The sequence below is a fragment of the Paracoccus sp. KR1-242 genome (assembly GCF_049446195.1).
GTDB classification, from domain to species: Bacteria; Pseudomonadota; Alphaproteobacteria; order Rhodobacterales; family Rhodobacteraceae; genus Paracoccus; species Paracoccus broussonetiae.
This window is the reverse complement of record NZ_JBMSED010000006.1, coordinates 69129-94701: the sequence shown is the minus strand read 5'-3', so window position 1 is coordinate 94701 and position 25573 is coordinate 69129. Positions and strand designations below refer to the sequence as shown.

Genomic DNA, 25573 nt, shown 5'->3' with positions numbered 1-25573 from the left:
GCACCAGCGTCAATAGCCGCGCGCCAGGTCCACCCGATGCAGCAGCGGCTCGCCGCGCATGGCGCGGCGCAGGTTCTCGGCCGCGACGGGGGCGGCGGTCTCCGGGCGGGTATCCGCGGCGATATGGGGGGTCACCGTCACGCGGGGATTGGCCCAGAAAGGGTGATCTGCGGGCAGTGGCTCCTGCCGGAAGACATCCAGAATGGCATGGCCCAGGTGCCCGCTGTCCAGCGCATGCAGCAGCGCGTCTTCGTCGATCAGGGTTCCGCGGCCGGCATTGATGATGACGGCCCCCTTGGGCAGCAGGGATAGCCGCGGTGCATCCAGAAGGTTTCGGGTCTCGGCTGTGTCGGGCAGCAGGCTGACAAGGATTTCGGCCCGGTGCAGGGCATCGGGAAGGGCTCGGCCGGGCAGGACTTCGACCCCGTCCACCGGGCGGCCGGATTGCGACCAACCGGTGACGCGGAAGCCCAAGGCGACCAGCGCGGCCGACACGGTGCGGCCCAATTCGCCCATACCCAGCACCGTGACCCCACGGCCGGATGCCAAGGGCGGCACGACCCCGTTCCGCCAGACCCCGTCCTGGGGATAGTTGTCCATTCCCAGATGCGCGCGCATGGCCCAGCCAAGGCAATATTCCACCATGCCCTGGGCAAGCCCCGGATCGACCATGCGGCACAGGGGCTGGGTCAGGGTCGGGTTTGTCACGATCCGTTCGACCCCTGCCCACAGGCTTTGCACGACACGCGCACGGGTGAATGGGGTAAAGTCCAGTGTCGCACCATCCTCGGGATAGCCGGGGGCATAGATCAGCGCGTCGAAGCTGTCCGGGGCGCCGTCGCGGCACAGCTCCATCTCGGGGCAGGCGGCGGTCAGCGCCGGGGCCCATTCATCCCACTGGCGCGCGGGGGCAGCGAACAGAACCCGCATCAGCGCGGCCTGTGGACATGGGCGGATTGCAGGATTCCGAAACCCATCAGCAGGATCATGAGCGAGGTCCCCCCATAGCTGACAAGCGGCAAGGGTGAGCCCTTGGCGGGCAGCATACCCATCACCGTCGCCATGTTGATCGCGAAATACAGGAAAAACGTCCCCGCAATGCCTATGGTCATCAGGCTTGCGAAGCGGTCCTTGTTCGTCAACGCCGAATGCAGGCAGAAGCCCAGGATCAGGACGTAAAGCATCAGCAGCGAAGCCGCGCCGACAAAGCCGAATTCCTCGGCCAGCGAGGTGAAGATGAAGTCGGTATGCTTCTCGGGCAGGAAATTCAGGCGCGATTGGGTGCCCTGCATGAAGCCGCGTCCCGCCCAGCCGCCCGACCCCAGCGCGATCTGCGCCTGCATGATGTTGTAGCCAGCGCCAAGGGGGTCCGATCCGGGGTCAAGGAAGGTATCGATGCGCTTGAACTGGTAGTCGTGCAGCAATTGCCAATCGGTGCCCCGGCTTTCCATCACGGCGGTCACAAGGCCCACGACGATCGCGATGACGGCGCCGAAATACCACAGGCTGACCCCTGCGGCGAACATCACGATGCCACCGCCCGCGATCAGCATGACCGAGGTGCCAAGGTCCGGCTGCATCAGCACCAGTGCCGTCGGCGTCAGGATCAGCACGACCGGAATCAGCACCCAAAGCGGTCGCGACACCCTTTCGACCGGCAACCAGTCGTAATAGGCCGCCAGCGTCATTACGAAGGCGATCTTGGTCAGCTCGGACGGCTGGATGCGGATCGGGCCAAGGATCAGCCAGCGCTGCGCACCCATGCCGACATGGCCCATGACCTCGACCGCGATCAGCAGCAGCACGCAGATGACATAGGATACGACCGCAATCGACCGCCAGAACCAGATCGGCACGAAGGCAAGACCGATCATCAGCACCATGCCGATGGCAAAGCGCTCCATCTGCGGCATGGCCCAGCGGTCGATATCGCCGCCAGAGACCGAATAGAGCATCAGGAACCCGATGCAACTGACTGCGGTGACAAGAAAAACCAGCGGCCAGTTCAGGTACAGGATCTTGCGCCAGCCGGTGGGGACGCGCTCGACCGAATAATCCAGGTAGCTCATTTCAGGCCTTCGCGCGGGTCGTCTTGGGGGTCGCGGGCGGCATCAGGTTCATCTTGGACCAGATCTCCTCGACCTTGGCGCGCTCTCCGTCGGGATAGGCCGAAAGCGGGGGCAGGCCATCTGCCAGCGCGAACAGCAGGATGTCGCGCGCAATCGGGCCCGCGACCGAGCCGCCGCCGCCGCCGTGTTCGACCACGACCGAGACGGCATAGCGTGGCATGTCATAGGGGGCGAAGCACACGAACAGCGCGTGGTCCCGCCGGTTCCACGGCAACTGGTCGTTCGATATGACGCCGCGCGCACGCTCGGCGGCGGTGATGTTCCTGACCTGGCTGGTGCCGGTCTTGCCGGCCATGCGCCATTCCTCGGTCTGGATGCGGGCGCGCCGGGCGGTCCCGCGGGCCGAGTTCATCACCGCGTCCATGCCCCCCTGCACGGTGCGCAGGAATAGGGGATTGATCCCAAGTTCGGGGAATTCCGGCACCTGTTCAACCGCGCCGTCGATGGACCGGACCAGCCGAGGCACCACCGCGCGCCCGGTCGCGACGCGAGCGGTCATCACGGCGAGTTGCAGCGGAGAGGCCAGCACATAGCCCTGTCCGATCGAGGCATTCAGAGAATCGCCGATCTGCCATTCCTGCTTGTAGCGCTCCATCTTCCAGGCGCGGTCGGGGGCGATGCCTTCGGTGATCGCGGACATGGGCAGGTCGTGACGGACCCCGATGCCAAGGCGGCGCGCCATCGCGGCGATGCGGTCGATGCCGACGCGCTGCGCGAGTTCGTAATAATAGACGTCGCAGGAATGTTCGAGGCTGCGGATCGCATCGACGGTGCCATGCCCGCCACGGCTCCAGCAGTGGAAGCGACGCCCGGCGACCTGGACGTAACCGGGGCAAAAGAAGCGCGTTCCGGGATTGATGACGCCCGAATCCAGTCCGGCCAGCAGCGTGACCAGCTTGAAGGTCGAGCCGGGGGGATAGGCGCCCTGCACCGTCTTGTCGGCCAGGGGCCGATGGTCATGCTGCATCAGTTCGCGGTAATCGGACGAACTGATGCCCCGCACGAACTTGTTCGGATCGAAGACCGGAGAGGACGAGATGGCCAGAATGTCGCCATTCGTCACGTCCATGACCACGGCGGCGGCGCTTTCGACGCCCAGCCGCTGCGCCGTGAAGTTCTGAAGCCGGGCGTCCATCGTGGTTTGGACGGTCGCGCCCTGCTGGCCTTCCTGCCGCGACAGTTCGCGCATCTCGCGCCCCGCGCTGTTCACCTCGACACGGCGGTTGCCGGCCTTGCCGCGCAAGGATTCCTCAAGCTTGGCCTCCATTCCGACCTTGCCCAGCTGGAATTCGGGCAGGCGCAGGACAGGATCGGGGTTCTCGATCTTGGACAGGTCGAAATCCGAAACCGGGCCGACATAGCCCAGGACATGGGAAAAATCGCCCGCGCGCGGATAACTGCGCGAAAGGCCAGATTCCGGGGTCACGCCGGGCAGGGCCGGCGCGTTCAGTGCGACCGAGGAGAATTCCTGCCAGGTCAGCCGGTCCGCGACCATGACCGGCGTGACCGCGCTGCGCCGCCGGATCTCGGCAATCAGTTCGGCCGCCTGTTTGTCGGACATCGGGATGATGCGCCGCAGACGGGCCACCACGGTCGAGATGTCGCCCGCATCCTCTCGGGTCAGGGTGACGCGATAGTTCTGCTCGTTCCCGGCGATGATGATGCCGTTGCGGTCCAGGATCAGGCCCCGCGCCGGGGGCAGCAGGCGGATCTTGATCGAGTTGCCGTCCGAAAGCATCCGGTATTGATCGGCATGCTCTAGCTGCATCGAGCGCAGCTTAAGTCCCAGCACGCTGATGACCGAGGCCTGAACCACGCCCAACATCAGCAGCCGGCGCGAGATCGAACGGCTGCTCTCGGCGATTTCCTTCTGGGACTTGCGCATGTCAGCGACGCCTTGTGTCAGTATCGATGGGACTGCGGCGCAGCCCAAGGGGCCAGCGCAGCAATCCGGCGGTCAGCGGATAGGCCCCGATGGTCGCGATGAATTGCAGGATCACCTGTCCCAAGGGGGGCAGGGGCAGGAAGAAGACCGCCAGCACCAGCCGGTATCCCAGCATCATCAGGGCGAGCAGGATGACCACCCGCAGCCATTCAACCATGAACGGCAGCTCGCGCCAACGCTGCTCGCGATTTCTTGCGGCCTCGGTGCCCATGACGACGATCGCGGTCCACAGCCCCAGCGGGCGCAGCAGAAGGAAATCCTCCAGCAGGAACATCAGCGCGATCATTAGGACGGGAACCTGTTCGGGGCGCCGCAGCAACCAGGCCATGGTCAGGCAGATCGCCAGATCTGGCCCCGGCCAGGCGACCCGGCCGGGATTGAGCGGCATCAGCCGCAGGAACAGGATCGCAAGAAACAGCAGAACGAACAGGATCTGACCCGCGAGCCGTCGACGGCGCTGCGGCTCAATCATCCTGGGTCTCCTCGGGGGCGGCTTCCGGCTCGGCGGTGGCGGGGCCCTGGATCGCGGGATCGATGTCCATGGCCGCGGGCATCGGCGGTCCGATGAATTCGGCAGGAGGGGGCGGGATCAGCAGGCCGGTATCGGCCAGCCGCTCGGCCGGATGGCTGCGCAGGACGCGCAGGAATTCAAGGCGCCCGTAATCGGCGGCCAGGCGGACCCGCAGGCGTCCGTCGCTGGCCTGCGCCACCTGCCCGACCAACAGGCCGGGCGGAAAGACCCCGCCATCGCCGGAGCTGATGACCCGGTCGCCGGGGCGCAGGTTCTCGGGGCTTTCGATGAAGTCCAGCGCCGGGAAGGCGGTATTGTCCCCGCTGAGCAGGGCGTGCTGGCCCGATGGCAGGATCGTGACCGGGATGCGGCTGGATGGATCGGTCAGCAGCATGACGCGGCTGGTCGTCTCGCCCACGCCCGAGATGCGGCCCACCAGACCCAACCCGTCCATCGTCGCCCAGCCGTCAAGGATACCGTCGCGCGAACCCACGTTCAGCAACACGGATTGCCGGAACGCTGTCCCGCTGTCGGTCAGCACCACGCCCGAGACCGAGGTCAGGGCCGGGTCGATGCGCACGTTGTTCTGTGCAAGAAGCTTGGCGTTTTCCTGTTCAAGCTGGACGGCGGCCTCTTTCCAGGCCGACATCTTCTGCAGCTCGCGCCGCAATTCCTGGTTCTGCTCGTAAAGCCGGGCATAGGATTCGAAGCCGGCGACCATGCGGCTAAGCCGCGTGACCGGGTTCATGATCCATTCGAAGCTGGGGACGAAGCGGTCGATTACCGCCGAACGCATCCGCTCGGCCCTGGGGCTGTCGATCTGCCAGAACAGGAAGATCGACAGCAGCACCAGAAGCAGCAGCGAGACGAGGATGCGGCGGACCGGAGCCGCGTAGTCTGGGCCCTTGCGCGCCATGGGCCTGACCTGATCAGCTGTCGTAGTCGATCACGTGGCGCAGCTGCTTTTCATATTCCAGCGCCTTGCCCGTACCCAGTGCGACACAGCTCATCGGCTGGTCGGCCAGGCTGATCGACAGGCCAGTCTGCTCGCGCAGCGCCAGATCGAGTTCGCCCAGCATCGCGCCGCCACCGGTCAGCATCACACCGCGGTCGACGATGTCGGCGGCCAGGTCCGGAGGGGTGGCTTCCAGCGCGACCATGACGGCCTCGCAGATCTGCTGCACCGGCTCGGCCAGCGCCTCGGCGACCATGGCTTGGGTGATCTCCATTTCCTTGGGGATCCCGTTCAGCAGGTCGCGGCCGCGCACCATGATGGTTGCGCCCCGGCCGTCGTCGGGCATGCGGGCGGTGCCGATCTGGGTCTTGACCCGTTCGGCGGTGGATTCGCCGATCAGCAGGTTGTGGTTGCGGCGCAGATAGTTGATCAGCGCGTCATCCATGCGGTCGCCGCCGATACGGACCGAACGTGCATAGACCACGTCGCCCAGCGACAGGACCGCGACTTCGGTGGTGCCGCCGCCGATATCGACGACCATGCTGCCGGTCGGCTCGGTGATCGGCATGCCGGCACCGATGGCGGCTGCAATCGGCTCGGCGATCAGGCCGGCCTTGCGGGCGCCCGCGGACAGGACCGACTGGCGGATCGCGCGTTTCTCGACCGGGGTCGCGCCATGCGGGACGCAGACGATGATCTTGGGCTTCGAGAAGGTCGTCCGGCGGAACACCTTCTTGATGAAATGCTTGATCATCTCTTCGGCGCTGTCGAAATCCGCTATGACGCCTTCGCGCATCGGGCGGATCGCCTCGATCGAGCCGGGGGTCCGGCCCAGCATAAGCTTGGCATCCTCGCCCACGGCCAGGACCTGCTTCTTGCCGTCCTTGACGTGATAGGCAACGACCGAAGGCTCGTTCAGGATGATGCCCTTGCCCTTCACATAGACCAGCGTGTTCGCGGTCCCCAGGTCGATTGCGATATCGGTGGAAAACAACCCGCCAAAGGCCATGTGATTATCCCTTCTGCCGTCCCTGCCTTGACGGCGTGATCCCCGTCGTTTGCCGACGGTCATTGTCCGATTGCCCCGATGAGTCGCCTCATCTTGGATTGGCTTCATATAGGCCGCGATTTCCGCCGCGGAAACCCGGTATTTTCGCTTGAGCGCGTGCGGGCCGTTGCGTCGTTTCAAGGCCCCACGGGGCGCGGACTTACCTGAATTTCGCGCCCCAATTCGCTGACACAGCTGGGTTTCGCGCAGGTTGCGACCCAGTTTTGCAGGCAACGAGGGCGGGCGCAAGAAAAAGGGCGGCCCCGCAGGCCGCCCCGTAATTCGTGTTCACGGATTCGTTCAGTGCGAATACATGCTGACCTGCTTGGAGTCGGCGCCTTCGCCGACCATCTCGCGGCGCAGCTTCAGGCGGTTCAGCGCCCCGACATAGGCCTTGACGCTGGCCAGGATCGTGTCGGTGTCGGCGGCCTGGCCGGTGGCGATGCGGCCCTCTTCCTCCATGCGGACGCTGACCGTGGCCTGCGCGTCGGTGCCCTCGGTCACTGCATGGACCTGATAGAGCTGAAGCACGGCATTATGCGGCCAGATCGCCTTCACGGCGTTGAAGCAGGCATCAACCGGGCCGTCGCCCTCGGCATGGACGGTCTTTTCCTCGTCGCCGACCACCATGGTCAGGTCGGCGGACTGGCCGTCGCTGCCGCAGACGACCCGCAGGTGCTTGACCTGCAGATAGTCGCTGTCGGTATTGGCGCTGCTGTCCTGCATCAGCGCGACCAGGTCGTCGTCATAGACTTCCTTCTTGCGGTCAGCCAGCGCCTTGAAGCGGACGAACACGTCCTTCAACTGGTTGTCGCCGACCTCATAGCCCAGATCGCGCAGCTTGGCCCGCAGGGCGGCACGGCCCGAATGCTTGCCCATCGCGATATTCGCCTCGTTCAGGCCGATATCGGCGGGGCGCATGATCTCGAAGGTCTCGACGTTCTTCAGCACACCATCCTGGTGGATGCCGGATTCGTGCAGGAAGGCGTTCTTGCCGACGATGGCCTTGTTGAACTGGACCGGGAAGCCCGACACAGCCGCGACGCGGCGCGAGATGCCCATGATCTTGGTCGTGTCGATGCCGGTGTCAAAAGGCATGATGTCGTGACGCACCTTCAGCGCCATGACGACTTCCTCAAGCGCGGTATTCCCGGCGCGCTCGCCCAAGCCGTTGATCGTGCATTCGACCTGGCGCGCGCCCGCCTCGACCGCGGCGAGGCTGTTTGCCGTCGCCATGCCCAGGTCGTTGTGGCAATGCGTCGCGAAAATGATCTCGTCTGCGCCCGGCACCCGCTCCAGCAGCATCCGGATCAGCGCGGCGGATTCGCGCGGCGCGGTATAGCCTACGGTATCGGGAATGTTGATCGTGGTCGCACCCGCCTTGATCGCGATCTCGACCACCCGGCACAGATAGTCGTGTTCGGTTCGCGTCGCGTCCATCGGCGACCATTGCACGTTGTCGCACAGGTTGCGGGCATGGGTCACGGTCTGATGGATGCGCTCGGCCATCTGGTCCATGTCCAGATTGGGAATTGCGCGATGCAGCGGCGAGGTGCCGATGAAAGTATGGATGCGCGGCTGGCGGGCGTGCTTCACGGCCTCCCAGCAGCGGTCGATATCGGGCAGTTGCGCACGGGCCAGACCGCAGATGACAGAGTTCTTCGACTGCTTGGCGATCTCGCTGACGGCGGCGAAATCGCCTTCCGAGGCGATGGGAAAGCCTGCCTCGATGATGTCGACGCCCATTTCATCGAGCATCTGGGCAATTTCCAGCTTCTCGGCATGGGTCATCGTGGCACCAGGCGACTGCTCGCCATCGCGCAGCGTGGTATCAAAAATCAATACGCGGTTCTTGTCGGTCATGTTCGGGAATCCTTCTTTACGCTTGCTGGTCCGGGCGCAGCCAAACTGAGCGGTGGCCCGGAGACCCGCTCAGCGCAGCGTAAGAAGGAGAAGACCGCGGAGACTCACGGCAAAACGCGCGCCGATCTGCGCGTTCCGGGTGGTGGCGATGTGTCGCATCCGAGTCATGGCGCGGAATATAAGACCGCTCTCACCGGCTTGAAAAGGCAGAAATTGACGCTGCGGTAGAATTTTGAACCCGACCATGAAAAAGGCGGGGCAATCCGCGCGCCCCGCCCCGGTTTCACCGTTTCTCAAATACCCCCGCGACCGCGCCGCCGGAGCTGTCCTCTCAAAGCGCGCGCCAACCGATGTCCCGGCGATAGAACCCGCCCGGCCAGTCGATTGCATCGGCCAGCGCATAGGCGCGTTCGTGGGCCTCGGCCAGCGTCGCGCCGCGACCGGTCGCGGTCAGCACGCGCCCCCCGTTTGCCAGCCATTTGCCGTCCTGCCGCGCGGTTCCGGCATGAAAGACGATGCGGGTCGAATCCTCAGGCAGCCCGTCCAACCCTCCGATTTCAGTGCCTTTCTGATAGGTGCCGGGATAGCCCCGAGCAGCAAGCACCACGGTCAGCGCGTGATCCTCGGCCCAGGTGACGCCGGCCTCGGCCAGGCGTCCTTCGGCACAGGCCAGAATCAGGTCCAGCGCCTGTGCGCCCAGCCGCATCATCAGCACCTGGCATTCGGGATCGCCGAAGCGGACATTGTATTCCACCAGCCGCGCGTGCCCGTCCTCGATCATCAGCCCGGCGTAAAGGATTCCCTGGAACGGCGTGCCGCGGCGGGCCATCTCGGCCACGGTGGGCTGCACGATCTCGGCCATCACGCGATCCTGGATTGCCTGCGTCAGGACCGGGGCAGGGGAATAGGCGCCCATGCCGCCGGTATTCGGGCCGGTATCGCCCTCGCCGACGCGCTTGTGATCCTGCGCCGTGCCGATGGGCAGGCAGTCGGTGCCGTCGCACAGGATGAAGAAGCTTGCCTCTTCCCCCGACATGAACTCCTCGATCACGACCTCGGCCCCGGCATCGCCGAACGTGCCGCCAAAGGCGTCGTCGATGGCGCTCAGGGCCTCATCCTCGGTCATGGCGACCGTGACGCCCTTGCCGGCGGCCAGACCATCTGCCTTGACGACGATCGGCGCGCCCTTGGCACGGATATAGTCGCGCGCGGGCCTGGCCGCGTCAAAGCGCGCCCAGGCGGCCGTCGGCGCATTGCAGGCATCGCAGATTTCCTTGGTGAAGCCCTTCGACGCCTCAAGCCGCGCTGCCGCTGCCGAGGGGCCAAAGACCAGAATCCCGGCACTGCGCAGATCATCTGCGACGCCGGCCGCCAGCGGTGCCTCGGGGCCGACGATCACCAGGTCGATCGCATTCTCCTCGCAAAAGCCGATGACGGCAGCGCCCGACAGGATGTCCAGTTCCGCCAGGCGCGCGACAGCGGCCATGCCGGGATTGCCGGGGGCGACGAACAGTCTGTCGCATTTCGGATTCTGCCGGACCGCCCAGGCCAGCGCATGTTCGCGCCCGCCGCTGCCGAGGATCAGGATATTCATGCGATGGCCCTTCCTTGCGATGTCTCGCGCCTTCTAGGAATTGCCCCGCTCCGGATCAATCCGAAACTGCCCTTGATCCCGGCCCGCAGGCGCGCCAGAACCGGATCATGGAACTGTTCGAAGACGCCCCCGGCAGCAATGCGCATGAATTCACCGTGTCGGAGCTTTCCGGCGCCGTCAAACGCACGCTTGAGGGCGAGTTCGGCCGCGTCCGCGTTCGTGGAGAGATCGGGCGCGTCTCCCGCCCTTCGTCGGGGCACCTGTATTTCGATCTCAAGGATGACCGCTCGGTCATCGCGGCAGTCACCTGGAAAGGGCAGGCCGCGCGCCTCTCGACCCGTCCCGAAGAGGGGATCGAGGTCATTGCGACCGGTCGCCTGACCACCTTTCCCGGCCAGTCGAAATACCAGTTGATCGTCGACGAGATCGAGCCGGCAGGCGCCGGGGCGCTGATGATGATGCTGGAAAAGCGCCGCAAGGCCCTGGCCGCCGAAGGGCTTTTCGACGAGGCAAGAAAGCGTCCGCTGCCGTTTTTGCCGCGCGTGATCGGTGTCGTGACCTCGCCCTCGGGGGCGGTCATCCGCGACATCCTGCACCGGCTGCGCGACCGTTTTCCGACCCGCGTGCTGATCTGGCCGGTGGCCGTTCAGGGCGAAGGCTGCGCCCCGCAGGTCACGGCGGCAATCCAGGGCTTCAACGCACTTGATCCCGCTGGTCCGATCCCGCGGCCGGACCTGATCATCGTCGCGCGGGGCGGCGGCAGCCTGGAAGACCTTTGGGGCTTCAACGAGGAAACGGTCGTGCGCGCTGCCGCGGCCAGCCGTATTCCCCTGATTTCGGCGGTAGGGCACGAAACCGACACTACGCTGATCGACTTCGCTTCGGACCGTCGCGCCCCGACCCCCACCGCCGCGGCCGAAATCGCGGTTCCGGTGCGCGCCGAGCTTGCGGCCCGGCTGGGCGAAAGCGGAATCCGCATGATCCGCGCGGCGCGATCGCGCCATGACCGCCACCGGCAAAGACTGACCGATCTGGGCCGTGCGCTCGGCCGTCCGCAGGCGCTGACCGATCCCGCGCGGCAGCGTTTCGACCTCTTCGCGGAACGGCTGGAACCGGCCCTGCGGGCCTTTGTCCGCAGTCGCAGGGATCGTCTGAACGCGCTTCCCTTGTCGCTTTCGGCATTGCGCAGCGGGTTGCGCGGCCGGCGCGAACGGCTTGAGGATCAGGCCCGCCGCCTGCCGCTTTGCGCCGAACGACAGCAGGCGCGTCAGCGCGAACGGCTGGCGGGGCTTTCGGAACGTCTGGACCGTGCCCGTCAGCGCACATTGGCCCAGGCGCAGCGCGACATCGCGCGCGAAGGCGATCGCATCTCGGCGCTGACCCGAAGGCTGATTGCGGCGGGCGCAAGGCTGCTGCCGCCCCGCCGCGAAAGGCTGGAACGCATCGACCGCCTGCGCCAGACCCTTGGATATAACGAGACCCTTCGCCGGGGCTATGCGATCGTGCGGGGGCCGCAGGGGCTGATCACCAGCGCTGCGCAGGCCATGCAAACGCCGCGTTTCGAGATCGAGTTCGCGAATGACGATCGCATGCAGGCGCGCCCCGATGCGCCCGCACGGCCGCCCCGCAAGGACAGCCCAAAGGATGACAGCGAAGGGCAGGGCAAGGACCAAAAGTCCCTGTTCTGATCTCACATCTCACGGTTTTGGAAATACCCCGGGGGTCCGGGGGCAGCGCCCCCGGCGCGGAATCAGCCGCGCAGCGCCGCCGCGACGCGGGCGCGTTCTTCGATCGCGGACCAGTTTCCGGCTGCCACCTCTGCATCGGGCGAAATCCAGCTGCCACCGACGCAGATGACGTTCGGCAGGGCAAGATAGTCGGGCGCATTCGTCGGCGTAACCCCGCCGGTCGGGCAGAAGCTGACCTGGGGCAGGGGTCCCGCCAGCGATTTCAGCGATTTCGCCCCGCCCGCTGCCTCGGCCGGAAAGAACTTCAGCATGGAGTAGCCATATTCCATCGCGCGCATCACCTCCGAGGCCGTGACGGCACCCGGCAGCAAGGGCAGGCCGATGTCTTCGCAGGCACGGACTAGGCGGTCGGTCGCGCCGGGCGAGACGGCAAAGCTGGCGCCCGCATCCTTGGCGCGCTTCGCGTCGTCCGGGGTCAGGACGGTCCCGGCGCCGACATGCCCGCCCGGCACCTTCGCCATTTCGCGGATCGCGTCCAGCGCGGCAGGGGTGCGCAGGGTAACTTCCAGCACCGGCAGTCCGCCCGCGACCAGCGCGGTCGCAAGCCCTTCGGCCCGCGCGGCGTCGCCGATCACCAGAACCGGGATGACCGGGGCGAGTTCGCAAAGTGCGCGGCTGTTCCGGGACTGGATTTCGGGGGTCATGGGCATTCCTCGACTGTCAGGCAGGGCGGTAAGGTTCGGGCGCAGACTGCGCCTTTCCACGGGCGGGATCAAGATCACGTGTTAGCGTTAGCAACCGGTCGCGAGGGACGATCAGCCCCCGAACGTCCGGCTGCCGCCGCTGCTGGGCTGGGCGGTCCGCGCCGCGCCAAAGCCACCCCGCTGGCGCACTTCGGTCGCGCTCATCGGCGGCTTGCCTAGCGTCGTCGGCGCGCGCTGGAAGGTCTGCGACGGCACCTTGCCCGTGCCGCGGTTGCTGGCAAAGGTCTGGTCGCCCTTGGGCGTGGCATAGCGCCCGTCCGCGGTGCGCACCATCGGCTGGGAAAAGATGCCGCCACCCCGCGACAGCATCGACCCCATCATGTAGCCGACCAGAAGCGGCATGAAGGAAAATCCGCCTCCCGATTGCTGCGCAGCCGGATCGCCACCGCAATTCCCCTCGCCATGCTCCTGTTCGCAAAGCTCTTTCGAGGCATAGCGCGGTGCGGTCTCGGCGAATTCCTTCTGCGCGGCGGCGAAGTTCTTGCGACAGTCGTCCTCGGTGAACCACATGCTGTTTTCCTTGCTGGCAGCGACGCAGCTTTCCAGGTCGGGAAAGGATTGGGCATCGACCTGGTCCTCCTTGCATCCGGCCAGGGCAAGGGTCGCGGTTCCGGCAAGGACCAGGGCGACATGGCGCGAGCGTTTGCGTGAGATCATCTGTCAGCCCTCGATGAAATGCGGTTTGAACCGGGACAGGTTGTGGGTGATGCGCGCCCGGTCTTCGCGCAGGCCGAGCCCGCAGCACTCCTCGCCCACCATCCATGCGCCCAGAACCGGGTGGAAGCCGTCAAATTCCGGCAGTGGCGCCAGCGCCTGCAGGATCATCGGGTGATGAGAGTAGGTGTCATCCGGGGTCGAGGCCGTCTCGCACCCATCCTGGAATATGCTGACTCCCGACCCCTCGCGCGAAAAGATCGGCTTGGTGACATGGCCCGCGCGAAGCTGCGATTGCGCGACGTCCCAGGCTCGGGCAATCCGCGCGGCGGGGGTGCCGCCAGACAAGGCCGCGGCGACCTCGTCCATGAAGAAGGCGGGCAACAGGTTCGGGTGGCCGGGGAACATTTCCCACAGCAGGGGCAAAAGGCCCTTGTTCGAAAGGATCGCCTTCCACGGCGGTTCCAGAAAGCGCGTCCCCGAGGATTGCAATTGCTCCGCGAAGTCGTCGCGCAGCATGTCTTCCCAAGGGTAAAGCTTGAACAAAGTCCCTATGACGCGCGACTCGGCATCCGCGAACTGCCCTTCCTCGGACAGCCCGATCTGCGCGAGATCGGTGAAATGCGCGCCAAGGCCTGCTTCGCGCGCGGCCCATGCCAGCGTCTCGACAGTGGCATAATCTTCGGGGTTCTGCGCATCGGCAGCGAAATGGACCTCTTCGCCCGCAGCGATGATTTCGCCGAAGCGCGCGACTATCGCCTCGTGGATCGAGTTGAACTGGTCGGTGTCCGGACCAAGTACGCCCAAGGCCTGCTGCTGTTCCAGCCAGAGCCATTGGAAGGAGGCCGATTCGTAAAGCGACGTCGGCGTGTCGGCGTTGTATTCCAGCAGCTTCGCCGGCCCCTCGCCATCATAGCAAAGATCGAAACGGCCATAGAGTTCGGGTTCGCCCTGACGCCAGCTTTCCGCGACGAAGTCCCAGTGTTCGGCCGGAATGGCAAGGCGCGTCAGCCATTCGTCATCTGCGATGACGCGGGCCACGGCTTCGCGCGACATCTGGTGCAATTCGTTGCAGGGGGCTTCTAGATCCTCCTCGACCTGGCGAAGCGTCAGCCGATAGGCGCTGGTTTCGTCCCAATAGGGTTCCCCGCCCATGTCGGCGAAGGTGAAGCCCAGCTCGCGGGCCTCGTCGCGCCAGCCGGGGCGCTCGGGCAGATTGCGTTTTTCCATGGTCACTCCTTGCTTCCGACATGGAGGACTGCTGCCAGATGCGCAACCCTGCTGGGCAATTCGTCGTGTCCGGGTGGCTTGCAAGCCATTGCTTGCATTGCGGGCACTTGCCCAGACCATATCTTCGCGCCAAGGTATGGGCATCAAGCCGCTTCTGAACGCGGTGCGACAACAGGGAAAACCTATCATGAAACAGTTTTCGCTTCGCGCGATCCTGCTGGCAACCTCGGTGGCGCTGGCTCCTGCGGCTTTCGCCGAAACCCCGGCAGACACTCTGGTCGTCGCGGCGCAGATCGACGACATCATCAGCCTCGATCCCGCGCAAAGCTTCGAATTCTCGGGCAATGACGTCGACAACAACCTGTACGACCGCATTGTCGATTTCGACCCGACGGACCTGAATGCCGGGTTCAAGCCCAGCCTGGCGCAGTCGTGGGAAGTCACCGATGGTGGCAAGACCATCACCCTGACAATGCGGGACGGGGTCAAGTTCCACTCGGGCAACCCTGTCCGGGCCGAGGATGCCGCCTGGTCGCTGCAGCGTGCGGTCAAGCTGAACAAGTCGCCCGCCTTCATCCTGAACCAGTTCGGCTTCACGCCCGAGAACGTGGACCAGATGGTCACCTTCGACGGCAACAAGCTGATCCTGAAGCTTGACCAGCCCTATGCCCAATCCTTCGTCCTGAACTGCCTGGCCTCGAACGTGGCCGCGGTCGTGGACAAGGAAACCGTCATGTCCCATGTCGAGGGCGATGACCTGGGCAATGCGTGGCTGTCCACGAACGAGGCCGGCTCCGGTCCCTATACCCTGGCCGCCTGGCGCCCGAACGAGGCTGTCCAGTTCGCCGCCTTCGATGACTACTGGCAGGGCGCGCCGGTCATGAAGCGCGTGATCGTCCGTCACGTCCAGGAAAGCAGTGCACAGCGTCTGTTGCTGGAGCAGGGCGACATCGACGTTGCCCGCAACCTGACGCCGACCGACGTGGATGGCATCACCGGCAACGACAAGCTGGCGGTCGGGACCGAACCGCGTGGCCGCATCCTCTACATGGGCCTCAGCCAGAAAGACCCGCTGCTGTCGAAGCCAGAGGTGGTCGAGGCGATCAAGTACCTGGTCGATTACTCGGGGATCGAGGGCAGCTTCCTGAAGGGGCAGTTCAAGATCCACCAGAACATCCTGCCCGAGGGCTATCTTGGCGCATCGGACGAGAATCCCTGGACCTATGATATCGCGAAGGCGAAGAAGATCCTGACCGATGCCGGGATCACCTCGGGCACGGTCAAGACCTCGGTCCGCGACATTCAGGAATACGTGAACATCGCCCAGACCCTGCAGGCATCGATGGCGCAGGTCGGACTGACGCTGGAGATCCAGCAGATGACCGGCGCGCAGGTGCTGGACGCCTATCGTGCGCGTTCTGTCCCGATCTTCATCGGTGAGTGGGGCCCGGATTACGCAGATCCGAACACCAACGCCTCGACCTTCGCCTATAACCCCAACAATGCCGATGACGCGAAGCTGTCGCAGCTTGCCTGGCGCAACAGTTGGGCAGTGCCGGACGACATGAACAAGGCCACGGTTGCCGCCACTCTGGAAGGCGATACCGAGAAGCGGGTCCAGATGTATCAGGACATCCAGAAGGAATACCGCGACATCGCGCCGATCATCCCGCTGTTCCAGCGTATCGAGCAGGCGGGTATGCAGAAGAACGTCAAGCACTGGAACGCGGGCGGCGCCGTCGCCTCGGTCTATTACCGCCAGGTCACGAAGGAATAAACGTTGACCGATACCGACCTTGCGCGGGCTTCGGGGCAGGACAACCTGCCCCAGGGCCCGCGCGGCGCGCCCAAGGGGCGCAGCCGACTGCGCCGCAGGGCCAGAAGCGTGGGGGGCGTGGCGCTGTCGCTGTGCCTGACGCTGCTTGGCCTGCTCATGGTAACCTTCATCATCGGCCGGGTCATGCCGATCGACCCCGTCCTGAAAGTCGTCGGAGAGCGGGCGACCCAGGCCCAGTACGATGCCGCCTATCAGGCGATGGGGCTTGACCTGCCGCTGTGGGAACAGTTCCTGCGCTATATGGGCGAGGTGTTGAGGGGCGATTTCGGACGCTCGATCTCGACCGGGCATGCGGTGATCGACGATTTGCGCCGGGTATTCCCGGCCACGCTGGAACTGGCGATGCTGGGCACGCTGATCGGTGTCTTCGTGGGGGTGCCGCTGGGCGTGATCGCGGCCGCGCGGCGCGGCGGTTGGGTGGACCAGGTGGCACGCGTCGTGGCGCTTGTCGGCTATTCGATGCCGATCTTCTGGCTGGGGCTGATGGGGCTTTTGCTGTTCTACGGCATCCTCGGCTGGATCGGGGGGCCGGGACGGCAGGGGATCATCTTTGACGGCATGGTTCCCGTCACAACCGGCATGATCCTTGTCGACAGCCTGCTGGCCGGGGATTGGGGCGCGTTCACGGATGCCTTCAGCCACATCATCCTGCCCGCCAGCCTGCTGGGATATTTCAGCCTGGCCTATATCAGCCGCATGACGCGCAGCTTCATGCTCGAGCAACTTTCTTCGGAATATGTCACCACCGCGCGGGTCAAGGGCCTCAGCGAGCGGCGCGTGGTCTGGGGTCATGCCTTCCGCAACATTCTGGTGCCGCTGGTCACGGTGATCGCGCTCAGCTTCGGGTCGCTGCTGGAAGGCTCGGTCCTGACCGAGATCGTGTTTAGCTGGCCCGGCATCGGCCAATACATCACCAAGGCGCTGCTTGCGGGCGACATGAATGCGGTCCTGGGCGGGACGGTGCTGATCGGCACCTGCTTCGTCGCGCTGAACCTGCTGTCCGACATTCTCTATCGCGTGCTGGACCCGAGGGCGAAATGACCGAGATGACGACACGCGCCTGGCTTCTGTCCGACGCGCCGCAAACCCGCCGACAGGCGCGGCTGGGAGCAATCTATCAGGGCTGGTTGACCTTTCGGGCGAACAAGCTGGCCATGCTGGGACTGGTGATCCTGGTCCTGCTGGTGCTGATGGCGATCTTCGCACCCTGGCTGTCGCCGCAGGATCCCTTCGCGCAGAACCTGGCAGACCGGCTGAAGCCGCCGTCATCGGCGCATTGGCTGGGGACGGATGCGCTGGGACGGGACATCCTGTCGCGGCTGATCCACGGGTCGCGCATCACGCTGTTCATCGTCGGCACGGTGGCGTTGATCGCGCCGGTGATCGGACTTTTCGTCGGCACGGTCGCAGGCTTTGCCGGAGGCTGGGTCGACCAGGCCTTGATGCGGATCACCGACATCTTCCTGGCGTTCCCGAAGCTGATCCTGGCGCTGGCTTTCGTCGCGGCACTGGGACCGGGGATCGGCAATGCCGTGCTCGCGCTCGCCATTACGTCATGGCCGCCCTATGCGCGCCTTGCCCGGGCCGAGACGCTGACGATCCGCAATGCCGATTACATCGCCGCCGCCCGCCTTCAGGGCGCGGGGCCGCTGCGTCTGCTGATCGGCCATGTCTGGCCGCTTTGTGTTTCGTCCCTGATCGTGCGGGTGGCGCTGGACATGGCGGGGATCATCCTGTCGGCGGCCGGCCTGGGCTTCCTTGGTCTCGGGGCGCAGCCGCCGATGCCGGAATGGGGTGCGATGATCTCGGACGGGCGAACCTATATCCTCGATTTCTGGTGGGTCGCGGCAATGCCCGGCATGGCGATCTTCATCGTCAGCCTGGCTTTCAACCTGCTTGGCGACGGCCTGCGCGACGTGCTGGACCCCAAGGGGGCGAAAGAATGACCGAACCGCTGCTGTCAGTTCGCGACCTGCGCGTCAGTTTCCCGACCCGTTCTGGCCGCTTCGATGCGGTGCGGGGCGTCAGCTTCGATCTTGGCCGCGAAAGGCTGGGGGTCGTGGGTGAATCCGGGTCGGGCAAGTCCATGACCGGGCGCGCCATCCTTGGCCTTGTCCGCCCACCGGGCAAGGTCTCGGCCGAACGGATGACCCTGAATGGCGAGTCGATCCTGAACCTGCCAGAACGCCGGATGCGCGCCCTGCGCGGCGCGCGCATCAGCATGGTGATGCAGGATCCGAAGTTCAGCCTGAACCCGGTGATGACCGTCGGCCAGCAGATCATGGAGGCCTATCGCCTGCATTCCGGCGAAGGCGGCCGCGCCGCCCGCGACAAGGCGCTGGAAATGCTGCGCGCGGTCCAGATCCGCGACCCGGAACGGGTATTCGACGCCTATCCGCACGAGGTTTCGGGCGGCATGGGTCAGCGCATTATGATCGCCATGATGCTGGCCCCCGACCCCGAGATCCTGATCGCGGACGAGCCGACCTCGGCGCTGGACGTTTCGGTCAGGAACGAGGTGCTGCGGATCATGGATCGCCTTGTGACCCAACGGGGCATGGGGCTGATCTTCATCAGCCATGACCTGAACCTGGTCGCGCAGTTCTGCGACCGGGTGCTCATCATGTATGCTGGCCGGGTGGTCGAGGAGCTGGCGGCCCGCGACCTGCATCTGGCGCGCCATCCCTATACCCAAGGCCTTTTGAACAGCCAGCCGCGGCTGGATCACCCGGTCCAGCGCCTTCCGGTTCTTGAACGCCAGGATAGCTGGCGTGACGACCAGGTGGCGACACCCTTGCCCGGAGGTTTGTGACATGCGCTGTCACCGTTTCTCAAATACCCATTCGCAAGGCTGCTGACATGCTTGAGATCGAAAACCTGCACGTCTGGTTCGGCGATCCCCCGGAACGGGTCGATGCGGTCAGATCGGCCTCGCTTCGCGTCGGGCAGGGGGAAAGCTTCGGGATCGTCGGCGAATCCGGTTCCGGCAAGTCGACGATCCTGCGCGCCATCACGGGCTTGATCGGCAGCTGGTCGGGCCGCATCGCCGTTGAGGGAGAAGAGGTCCACGCCCGCCACCGCTCGCGCCGTTTCCACAAGACCGTGCAGATGGTCTTTCAGGATCCCTATGCCAGCCTGCATCCGCGCCACTCGGTTGACCGCGTCCTGTCCGAAACGCTGCAATTGCAGGGCATGGACCAGATCGACGCGCGCATCCCGCGCCTGCTCGATTCTGTCGGGCTGGGTCGGGGGTTCCGCTTCCGCTATCCGCACCAGCTTTCGGGCGGCCAAAGGCAGCGCGTGGCGATCGCGCGCGCCCTTGCGGCCGAACCGCGGCTTCTGCTGCTGGACGAGCCGACCAGCGCGCTGGATGTCAGCGTCCAGGCCGAGATCCTGAACCTCTTGTCAGACCTGCGCCGTGACCGCGGACTGACCTATGTCATGGTCAGTCACGACCTGGGCGTCGTCGCCCATATGTGCGACCGCGTGGCCGTGATGCGGGGTGGCCAGGTTGTCGAGATGCTGGAGGTCGGGGCGCTGCGCTCGGGTCAGGTTGCGACGGATTACGCACGCGAGCTGCTGACCGCGAGCAGCAGCTATGAACGCGAGGCGCCCTAGACCGCGACGCCCGAAAGCCAGCCGACGCCGGCGGTTATCGTCATGGCAAGGATGCCGCCCGCCACAACGCGCAGGACCGCGCGACCGGGGCGGGCACCGCCCGCCCAGGCCCCCAGCGCGCCAAGCAGCGCCAGTGCCAGCAAGACCGCGACAAGGACCGTGGGGATGACGGCGCTGGCTGGCGAAAGGACGGCCGCCAGCAGCGGCAGTGCCGCCGCGATGCTGAAGGTCGCAGCCGAGGCTACGGCCGCCTGCAAGGGATTAGGCGCGGTTGCCTCGCTCAGCCCCAGTTCATCGCGCAGATGGGCACCAAGCGCGTCATGCTCTGTAACTTCGCGCGCGGCCTGCAGGGCGGTTCCGGGCGCCATGCCGCGGGATTCATAGATTGCAGCCAACTCGTGCAGCTCTTGCTCGGGCATGTCGCGCAGAGCGGCACCTTCGCGCGCAATATCGGCGCGTTCGGTATCCGATTGCGAACTGACCGAGACATATTCGCCCAAGGCCATCGACAGCGCACCCGCAACCAGCCCCGCCGAGCCTGCGATCAGGATCGCCTCGCGCCCCGGATTTGCGGCAGCGACGCCCACGATCAGCGCCCCGACCGAGATGATGCCGTCATTCGCACCCAGGATCGCGGCGCGCAGCCAGCCCATGCGGGTGACGTAATGGGGGTCGTCGGGATGCGCGCTTGCCGGTGCAGGGGCGATCGGGCTGGTCGTCAGGCTCATGCGGGTACTCCACAGGGGGCAACGAGGCAGGTGATGGCCCCAGCATATCGCCCGCAACCGCGCGTTGGCCAGAGCGCCGATACCGGTGGGCGATGATATGCCGCAGCCCGGCCGCTTCGTGGCAAAGGTTCGCGCAAGTGCCCCCGCGGGCCCAGGACGTGGGTGGACACATGGGCGGGACCGTATCCGGACCGTCAACCTCGTTGTAATTCGCACGTTCCTGAGTAAGAAAGCGGCATGGAGAACGAAGCCCGAGCCCAATCCTTCGAGCGCGCCTTGCGTCGGGCGGGAGTCAGGATCACGCGCCAGCGTGCCGCCCTGCTGCGCGTCCTTGCCGGCGCAGAGGATCACCCCGACGCGAACCAGCTTTACCTGCGCGCGACCGAGGCGGGGGCCGGGGTTTCCCTTGCGACCGTCTATCGGACCCTGTCCGCGCTTGAGGCGCAGGGCGTCATCCTGAAACTGGAATTCGAGGGCGAGGCCGCGCGCTTCGAGCCTGCCGACGGCAAGCACCACGACCACATCATTGATATCGAGACCGGCGAAGTCACCGAGTTCGTCAGCGAACGTATCGAAAAGCTGCAGGCCGAAATCGCTGCCGAACTGGGCTATGAGATTGTCCGCCACCGGCTGGAGCTGTATGTCCGGCGCAAGACATGACGCTGGCCGTTTTCGACAAGATCATCTCCGACCGGGGATCGCGCTATGCCGTGTCGGGCGGGTCGGCGCGGAGCCGTGAAGACGTGCAAGCGCTGCTGGCCGAATTGAAGCGCAACAAGCGCTTTGCCAAGGCCACGCACAACACTTGGGCCGCCATGCTGGGCGGCGAGGCGGTTCGCGACGATGACGGCGAAAGCGGCGCGGCGCAGATCATCCAGCAGATGTTGGAACGCGCCGGCCTGGACAATCACGTCATCGTCGTGACGCGTTGGTATGGTGGCAAGCATCTGGGCGGCGACCGTTTCCGCCACGTCGTCGATGCCGTCCGCCATTATCTTGCGCAGGCGGATCTTTCAGCTGGGGCTTAGGTTTCGACCGCGTGCGCCTGCAGCAGTTCCATCGGCACGATATCCAGGGTGCGTTGGTGGGTGGACTCCAGCACGACCTTGGGCGCGGCGAATTCCTGCGTTGCCTGCAGGAAGCGCGCCGCGCAAAGGCACCAGCGATCACCCGGCTTCAGACCGGGAAAGCGGTATTCTGGCCGCGGTGTGCTGAGATCGTTGCCGAGATATTTCGAAACCGCCAGGAATTCTGCGGTCACGATGACGCAGACCGTGTGTCGACCGGAATCCTGCGGCCCGGTATTGCAGCATCCGTCGCGGAAGAACCCGGTCAGGGGCGCGGTCGAACAGGTCTCCAGTGGACCGCCAAGGACGTTCAGGGCAGGGTCCATCGTCAATCCTCCATTGATCCGGCAATTCGTCCTGCGGGCGTCGGCAGGTTTGCCGTCCGCAGACGTGTCATCTGAACCGCTCGCCAAGCGCGCGCAGCCTGTCCGACAGCGTTTCCGGCTTTGCGGGTGTCTCGGGCGGCGTGGCGTCCTTCTTGGCGGGGGCGGGCTTTGCCACCGGTGCCCCGGCATTGGGGGGCGCGGCAGGGCGGGTGCCGCTGTTTCGCGCAGGCGACACGCGGGCCGCAACGGCATTCATCACGCGTGCGTCGTCACCCGCCGCCAGCGCCTCGGCGCCGTCCGAGATGCCGCGCATCAGATCGTCCAGCCCGTTTTCCTCGGCCTTGGCGAAGTCGGACAGGACATATCCCGCGACGCGGTCCTTGTGTCCGGGATGGCCGATCCCGATGCGCATCCGGCGATACGCCTCGCCTATATGCTGATGGATCGAGCGCAGGCCGTTATGCCCGGCATGACCGCCGCCCAGCTTCAGCCGCACCTTGCCCGGGGCAAGGTCCAGTTCGTCATGCAGCACGATCACATCGCCGGGCTCGATCTTCAGATAGCGCATCGCCTCGCCCACGGACTGGCCGGAGAGGTTCATGAATGTCGCGGGTTTCAGCAGCATCACCCGTTCCTGACCCAGTCGTCCTTCAGAGACCTCGCCCTGGAATCGCGCGCGCCACGGCCCGAACCCGTGGTCCGAGGCGATGCGGTCCAGCGCCATGAAACCGACATTATGGCGGTTCTTTTCGTATTTCGCGCCGGGATTTCCCAGGCCGACGATCAGTTTCATCACATTCTCCGTCTCTGGGGGCCAGATTATCCGTCACGGCGGGCAGGGGCAAATTCTTACGCTCTCTTGTCCTCAGGGGCGGGCGTTACTAAGACTCTGTCAACTCTTCGTCTCTACGAACGAGCCAAGGCGGATGCATCCCGCTTTGGCGATTCGGGAAACGGGCAGGCCAGGCAGGGAAAAAAGCAGGGAAAGACATGCAAGATCCGGCAGAATTCTACATGAACACGCTCGTTCCCATGGTCGTCGAACAGACCAGCCGTGGCGAACGGGCCTATGACATTTTCTCGCGCCTGCTGAAGGAACGCATCATCTTCATGTCCGGCCCGGTGCATGACGGTGTGGCGACCCTGATCTCGGCGCAGTTGCTGTTCCTTGAGGCGGAAAATCCGAACAAGGACATCAGCATGTATATCAACAGCCCCGGCGGTGTGGTGACCGCTGGCCTGTCGATTTATGACACGATGCAATACATCAAGCCGCGCGTCTCGACGCTGGTGGTGGGTCAGGCGGCCTCGATGGGGTCGCTGCTTCTGTGCGCTGGCCAGCCCGGTCATCGCTTCTCGCTTCCCAACAGCCGCATCATGGTCCACCAGCCCTCGGGCGGGTTCCAGGGTCAGGCGACCGACATCCTGATCCACGCGCGCGAAACCGAAAAGCTGAAGCGCCGCCTGAACGAGATCTATGTGGCGCATACCGGGCGGACGCTGGAAGAAGTCGAAGAGGCGCTGGAGCGTGACCGCTTCATGTCGCCGGAAGAGGCCAAGGAATGGGGCCTGATCGACGAGATTCTGGTGGCCCGCGGCAAGGCCGAGCCGTCGACCTGAGGGCGCATGAACCCATCCGGTTACGGCTTTTTTGGGGATTGTGACGGGCCAAGGCGGCCCGTAACATGTCATAAGATGCGTGGTGCGGCAAAATTCGCGCCAAAGACAGGCGGGCGTCCGGCGGTGGGCCGGGCCCCCGGGGCAATGCGAGGATCGAATTAATGGCTAATCCGACAGGCGGCGACAGCAAGAACACGCTTTATTGCAGCTTCTGCGGCAAGAGCCAGCATGAGGTACGCAAGCTGATCGCCGGTCCGACCGTGTTCATCTGCGACGAATGTGTCGAGCTGTGCATGGACATTATCCGGGAAGAGACCAAGTCCTCGGCGCTGAAGTCGGGTGACGGCGTCCCCAGCCCGCGCGAGATCTGCAATGTTCTCGACGATTATGTCATCGGCCAGGAACATGCCAAGCGCGTGCTTTCGGTTGCGGTGCACAACCACTACAAGCGACTGAACCACAGCTCCAAGACCGATATCGAGCTGTCGAAGTCGAACATCCTGCTGATCGGCCCGACGGGTTGCGGCAAGACGCTGCTGGCGCAGACGCTGGCGCGCATCCTTGACGTGCCCTTCACCATGGCCGATGCGACCACCCTGACCGAAGCGGGCTATGTCGGCGAGGATGTCGAGAACATCATCCTGAAGCTGCTGCAGGCATCGGAATACAATGTCGAGCGGGCGCAGCGCGGCATCGTCTATATCGACGAGGTCGACAAGATCACCCGCAAGTCCGACAATCCCTCTATCACCCGCGACGTTTCGGGCGAGGGGGTGCAGCAGGCTCTGCTGAAGATCATGGAAGGCACCGTTGCCAGCGTTCCCCCGCAAGGTGGCCGCAAGCATCCGCAGCAGGAATTCCTGCAGGTCGACACGACGAATATCCTGTTCATCTGCGGTGGCGCGTTTGCCGGGCTTGACCGGATCATCGCGCAGCGGAACAAGGGCACCGCGATGGGCTTCGGCGCCGCGGTCAAGGAAAATGACGACAAGGGCGTGGGCGAGTTGTTCAAGCAGCTTGAACCGGAAGACCTGCTGAAATTCGGCCTGATCCCCGAATTCGTCGGGCGTCTGCCGGTCATCGCAACGCTGGGCGACCTGGACGAAGGCGCGCTGATCACCATCCTGACCGCGCCGAAGAACGCCCTGGTCAAGCAGTACCAGCGTCTTTTCGATCTTGAGGACGTGAAGCTGACCTTTACCGAGGATGCGCTGGTCGCCATCGCGCGGCGCGCCATCAAGCGCAAGACGGGCGCCCGGGGCCTGCGCTCGATCATGGAGGATATCCTGCTGGATACCATGTTCGAACTGCCCGGCCTCGACAGCGTCGAAGAGGTGGTGGTGAACGAAGAAGCGGTCGACAATCCCAGCGCCACGCCGCTGCTGATCCATGCCGACGCGAAAAAGGAAACCGCGACGGCGGGCTGATCGCTGGCCGTGACGGAAATTGCGGCCCGCGACGGAAAACGTCGCGGGCCGTTGCCGTTTTGGCGGGGCCGCTTCCGTTCACAGGGACGCGCGCGGCGGCGAATTGGGGGCCTGGGGGCTCGCGCTCTCTGGACCTTGGCGGCAAGTTGCGCCATATCTCATCCCAAATCCGACTGACGAAGGTTCACGACCATGTCCTTTCTGCTGCGCGCCCTGACCTGGTGGAACAGCCAGACGATCAACACCCAAGTCTGGACCAGGCTTTACGGTGAAAAGGTCGGCCAAGACGACCAAGGAAACGTCTATTACCAGTCGGGTGGCGGCAAGCGGCGCTGGGTGATCTATAATGGCGAGGCCGAGGCCAGCCGCGTGTCGCCCGATTGGCATGGCTGGCTGCACCACACCTATAAACAGCCGCCGACTACGGCGCCGATGGTCCACAAGCCCTGGGAAAAAGAGCATGTCGCGAACCCGACCGGGACCGACGAGGCCTATCACCCCGCGGGCTCGATCTATCGCGCAGAACCCGCGCGTCGCCGCGACTATGACGCCTGGCAGCCCGAGTAAGC

General features: G+C 65.0%; 25 protein-coding genes. 11 read left to right on the top strand and 14 right to left on the bottom strand.

The window, feature by feature from the left end:
• Positions 1-9: 9 nt before the first annotated feature.
• The 8 genes from ACO2Q4_RS10280 to purD all read right to left on the bottom strand — a co-directional run bounded on the left by ACO2Q4_RS10280 (position 10) and on the right by purD (position 10045).
• Positions 10-930, bottom strand: a complete 921-nt coding sequence (locus tag ACO2Q4_RS10280) for a 2-hydroxyacid dehydrogenase (RefSeq protein WP_423319088.1) — start codon at positions 928-930, stop codon at positions 10-12.
• Complete coding sequence (gene rodA / locus ACO2Q4_RS10275; RefSeq protein ID WP_311758374.1) at positions 930-2069, bottom strand: rod shape-determining protein RodA; 1140 nt, start codon at positions 2067-2069, stop codon at positions 930-932. Before rodA ends, ACO2Q4_RS10280 begins: the two co-directional genes overlap by 1 nt.
• Before the next feature lies 1 nt (position 2070).
• The gene (gene mrdA / locus ACO2Q4_RS10270) at positions 2071-4014 is read right to left on the bottom strand and encodes a penicillin-binding protein 2 (protein ID WP_311758375.1); all 1944 of its coding nucleotides are present in this window, start codon (positions 4012-4014) and stop codon (positions 2071-2073) included.
• A gap of 1 nt (position 4015) precedes the next feature.
• A complete protein-coding gene (locus tag ACO2Q4_RS10265) occupies positions 4016-4546 on the bottom strand; it encodes a rod shape-determining protein MreD (protein ID WP_311758376.1) in 531 nt (176 codons plus the stop codon).
• Positions 4539-5501 (bottom strand): rod shape-determining protein MreC, encoded by a 963-nt coding sequence (gene mreC, locus ACO2Q4_RS10260; protein ID WP_423319085.1) that lies wholly within the window; start codon positions 5499-5501, stop codon positions 4539-4541. Before mreC ends, ACO2Q4_RS10265 begins: the two co-directional genes overlap by 8 nt.
• A gap of 13 nt (positions 5502-5514) precedes the next feature.
• Positions 5515-6549 carry a rod shape-determining protein gene (locus tag ACO2Q4_RS10255; RefSeq protein WP_311758378.1) on the bottom strand — a complete coding sequence of 345 codons (1035 nt, stop codon included), beginning with the start codon at positions 6547-6549 and terminating at the stop codon, positions 5515-5517.
• 339 nt (positions 6550-6888) lie between these two features.
• Positions 6889-8451, bottom strand: coding sequence for a 2-isopropylmalate synthase (locus ACO2Q4_RS10250; RefSeq protein ID WP_423319083.1), 1563 nt, complete (start codon positions 8449-8451; stop codon positions 6889-6891).
• A 331-nt stretch (positions 8452-8782) separates the two neighbouring features.
• Positions 8783-10045 (bottom strand): phosphoribosylamine--glycine ligase, encoded by a 1263-nt coding sequence (purD, locus tag ACO2Q4_RS10245; protein WP_423319081.1) that lies wholly within the window; start codon positions 10043-10045, stop codon positions 8783-8785.
• 104 nt (positions 10046-10149) lie between these two features.
• Between purD and xseA the strand changes: the two genes are divergently transcribed.
• Positions 10150-11733 carry an exodeoxyribonuclease VII large subunit gene (gene xseA / locus ACO2Q4_RS10240; protein WP_423319279.1) on the top strand — a complete coding sequence of 528 codons (1584 nt, stop codon included), beginning with the start codon at positions 10150-10152 and terminating at the stop codon, positions 11731-11733.
• A 62-nt stretch (positions 11734-11795) separates the two neighbouring features.
• Here the strand turns inward: xseA and ACO2Q4_RS10235 are convergent, their stop codons facing one another.
• The 3 genes from ACO2Q4_RS10235 to ACO2Q4_RS10225 form a co-directional block, all read right to left on the bottom strand.
• A complete protein-coding gene (locus ACO2Q4_RS10235; protein ID WP_395132540.1) occupies positions 11796-12437 on the bottom strand; it encodes a bifunctional 4-hydroxy-2-oxoglutarate aldolase/2-dehydro-3-deoxy-phosphogluconate aldolase in 642 nt (213 codons plus the stop codon).
• A 111-nt stretch (positions 12438-12548) separates the two neighbouring features.
• Entirely contained in the window at positions 12549-13154 is a 606-nt protein-coding gene (locus ACO2Q4_RS10230) for a DUF1190 domain-containing protein (protein WP_423319079.1), read from the bottom strand.
• A gap of 3 nt (positions 13155-13157) precedes the next feature.
• Positions 13158-14381, bottom strand: coding sequence for a glutathionylspermidine synthase family protein (locus ACO2Q4_RS10225; RefSeq protein ID WP_423319077.1), 1224 nt, complete (start codon positions 14379-14381; stop codon positions 13158-13160).
• Positions 14382-14568: 187 nt separating this feature from the next.
• Between ACO2Q4_RS10225 and ACO2Q4_RS10220 the strand changes: the two genes are divergently transcribed.
• The 5 genes from ACO2Q4_RS10220 to ACO2Q4_RS10200 all read left to right on the top strand — a co-directional run bounded on the left by ACO2Q4_RS10220 (position 14569) and on the right by ACO2Q4_RS10200 (position 19836).
• Entirely contained in the window at positions 14569-16158 is a 1590-nt protein-coding gene (locus ACO2Q4_RS10220) for an ABC transporter substrate-binding protein (RefSeq protein WP_311758384.1), read from the top strand.
• A 108-nt stretch (positions 16159-16266) separates the two neighbouring features.
• The gene (locus ACO2Q4_RS10215) at positions 16267-17259 is read left to right on the top strand and encodes an ABC transporter permease (protein ID WP_390908008.1); all 993 of its coding nucleotides are present in this window, start codon (positions 16267-16269) and stop codon (positions 17257-17259) included.
• Positions 17256-18164, top strand: a complete 909-nt coding sequence (gene nikC, locus ACO2Q4_RS10210; protein WP_395132545.1) for a nickel transporter permease — start codon at positions 17256-17258, stop codon at positions 18162-18164. The genes ACO2Q4_RS10215 and nikC overlap by 4 nt, the downstream gene beginning before the upstream one ends.
• The gene (locus ACO2Q4_RS10205) at positions 18161-19030 is read left to right on the top strand and encodes an ABC transporter ATP-binding protein (protein ID WP_423319074.1); all 870 of its coding nucleotides are present in this window, start codon (positions 18161-18163) and stop codon (positions 19028-19030) included. The genes nikC and ACO2Q4_RS10205 overlap by 4 nt, the downstream gene beginning before the upstream one ends.
• A gap of 47 nt (positions 19031-19077) precedes the next feature.
• Positions 19078-19836, top strand: a complete 759-nt coding sequence (locus ACO2Q4_RS10200) for an ABC transporter ATP-binding protein (protein ID WP_423319072.1) — start codon at positions 19078-19080, stop codon at positions 19834-19836.
• On the opposite strand, the gene ACO2Q4_RS10195 is transcribed toward ACO2Q4_RS10200, so the two are convergent.
• On the bottom strand, positions 19833-20564 hold the full coding sequence (locus tag ACO2Q4_RS10195) for a VIT1/CCC1 transporter family protein (RefSeq protein WP_311758388.1): 732 nt from the start codon (positions 20562-20564) through the stop codon (positions 19833-19835). The two genes, ACO2Q4_RS10200 and ACO2Q4_RS10195, sit on opposite strands and share 4 nt — an antisense overlap.
• 237 nt (positions 20565-20801) lie before the next feature.
• Between ACO2Q4_RS10195 and ACO2Q4_RS10190 the strand changes: the two genes are divergently transcribed.
• Both ACO2Q4_RS10190 and ACO2Q4_RS10185 read left to right on the top strand, forming a co-directional pair.
• Positions 20802-21224 (top strand): Fur family transcriptional regulator, encoded by a 423-nt coding sequence (locus tag ACO2Q4_RS10190; RefSeq protein WP_311758389.1) that lies wholly within the window; start codon positions 20802-20804, stop codon positions 21222-21224.
• Complete coding sequence (locus tag ACO2Q4_RS10185) at positions 21221-21592, top strand: YigZ family protein (RefSeq protein WP_423319070.1); 372 nt, start codon at positions 21221-21223, stop codon at positions 21590-21592. Before ACO2Q4_RS10190 ends, ACO2Q4_RS10185 begins: the two co-directional genes overlap by 4 nt.
• Here the strand turns inward: ACO2Q4_RS10185 and ACO2Q4_RS10180 are convergent.
• Together ACO2Q4_RS10180 and pth are read right to left on the bottom strand one after the other, a co-directional pair.
• Positions 21589-21957, bottom strand: coding sequence for a DUF2237 family protein (locus ACO2Q4_RS10180; RefSeq protein WP_395132554.1), 369 nt, complete (start codon positions 21955-21957; stop codon positions 21589-21591). The two genes, ACO2Q4_RS10185 and ACO2Q4_RS10180, sit on opposite strands and share 4 nt — an antisense overlap.
• A gap of 67 nt (positions 21958-22024) precedes the next feature.
• Positions 22025-22750: an aminoacyl-tRNA hydrolase gene (pth, locus tag ACO2Q4_RS10175; protein ID WP_423319068.1), complete on the bottom strand. Its 726-nt coding sequence runs from the start codon at positions 22748-22750 to the stop codon at positions 22025-22027.
• 197 nt (positions 22751-22947) lie between these two features.
• Here pth and ACO2Q4_RS10170 point away from each other — a divergent pair, with 197 nt between their 5' ends.
• From ACO2Q4_RS10170 to ACO2Q4_RS10160, 3 genes are all read left to right on the top strand, one after another.
• Positions 22948-23577, top strand: coding sequence for an ATP-dependent Clp protease proteolytic subunit (locus ACO2Q4_RS10170; RefSeq protein ID WP_311758393.1), 630 nt, complete (start codon positions 22948-22950; stop codon positions 23575-23577).
• Between the two features lie 161 nt (positions 23578-23738).
• Positions 23739-25004: an ATP-dependent Clp protease ATP-binding subunit ClpX gene (gene clpX, locus ACO2Q4_RS10165; RefSeq protein ID WP_423319067.1), complete on the top strand. Its 1266-nt coding sequence runs from the start codon at positions 23739-23741 to the stop codon at positions 25002-25004.
• Positions 25005-25196: 192 nt separating this feature from the next.
• Entirely contained in the window at positions 25197-25571 is a 375-nt protein-coding gene (locus tag ACO2Q4_RS10160; RefSeq protein ID WP_311758395.1) for an NADH:ubiquinone oxidoreductase subunit NDUFA12, read from the top strand.
• The last annotated feature ends 2 nt before the right edge of the window (positions 25572-25573 follow it).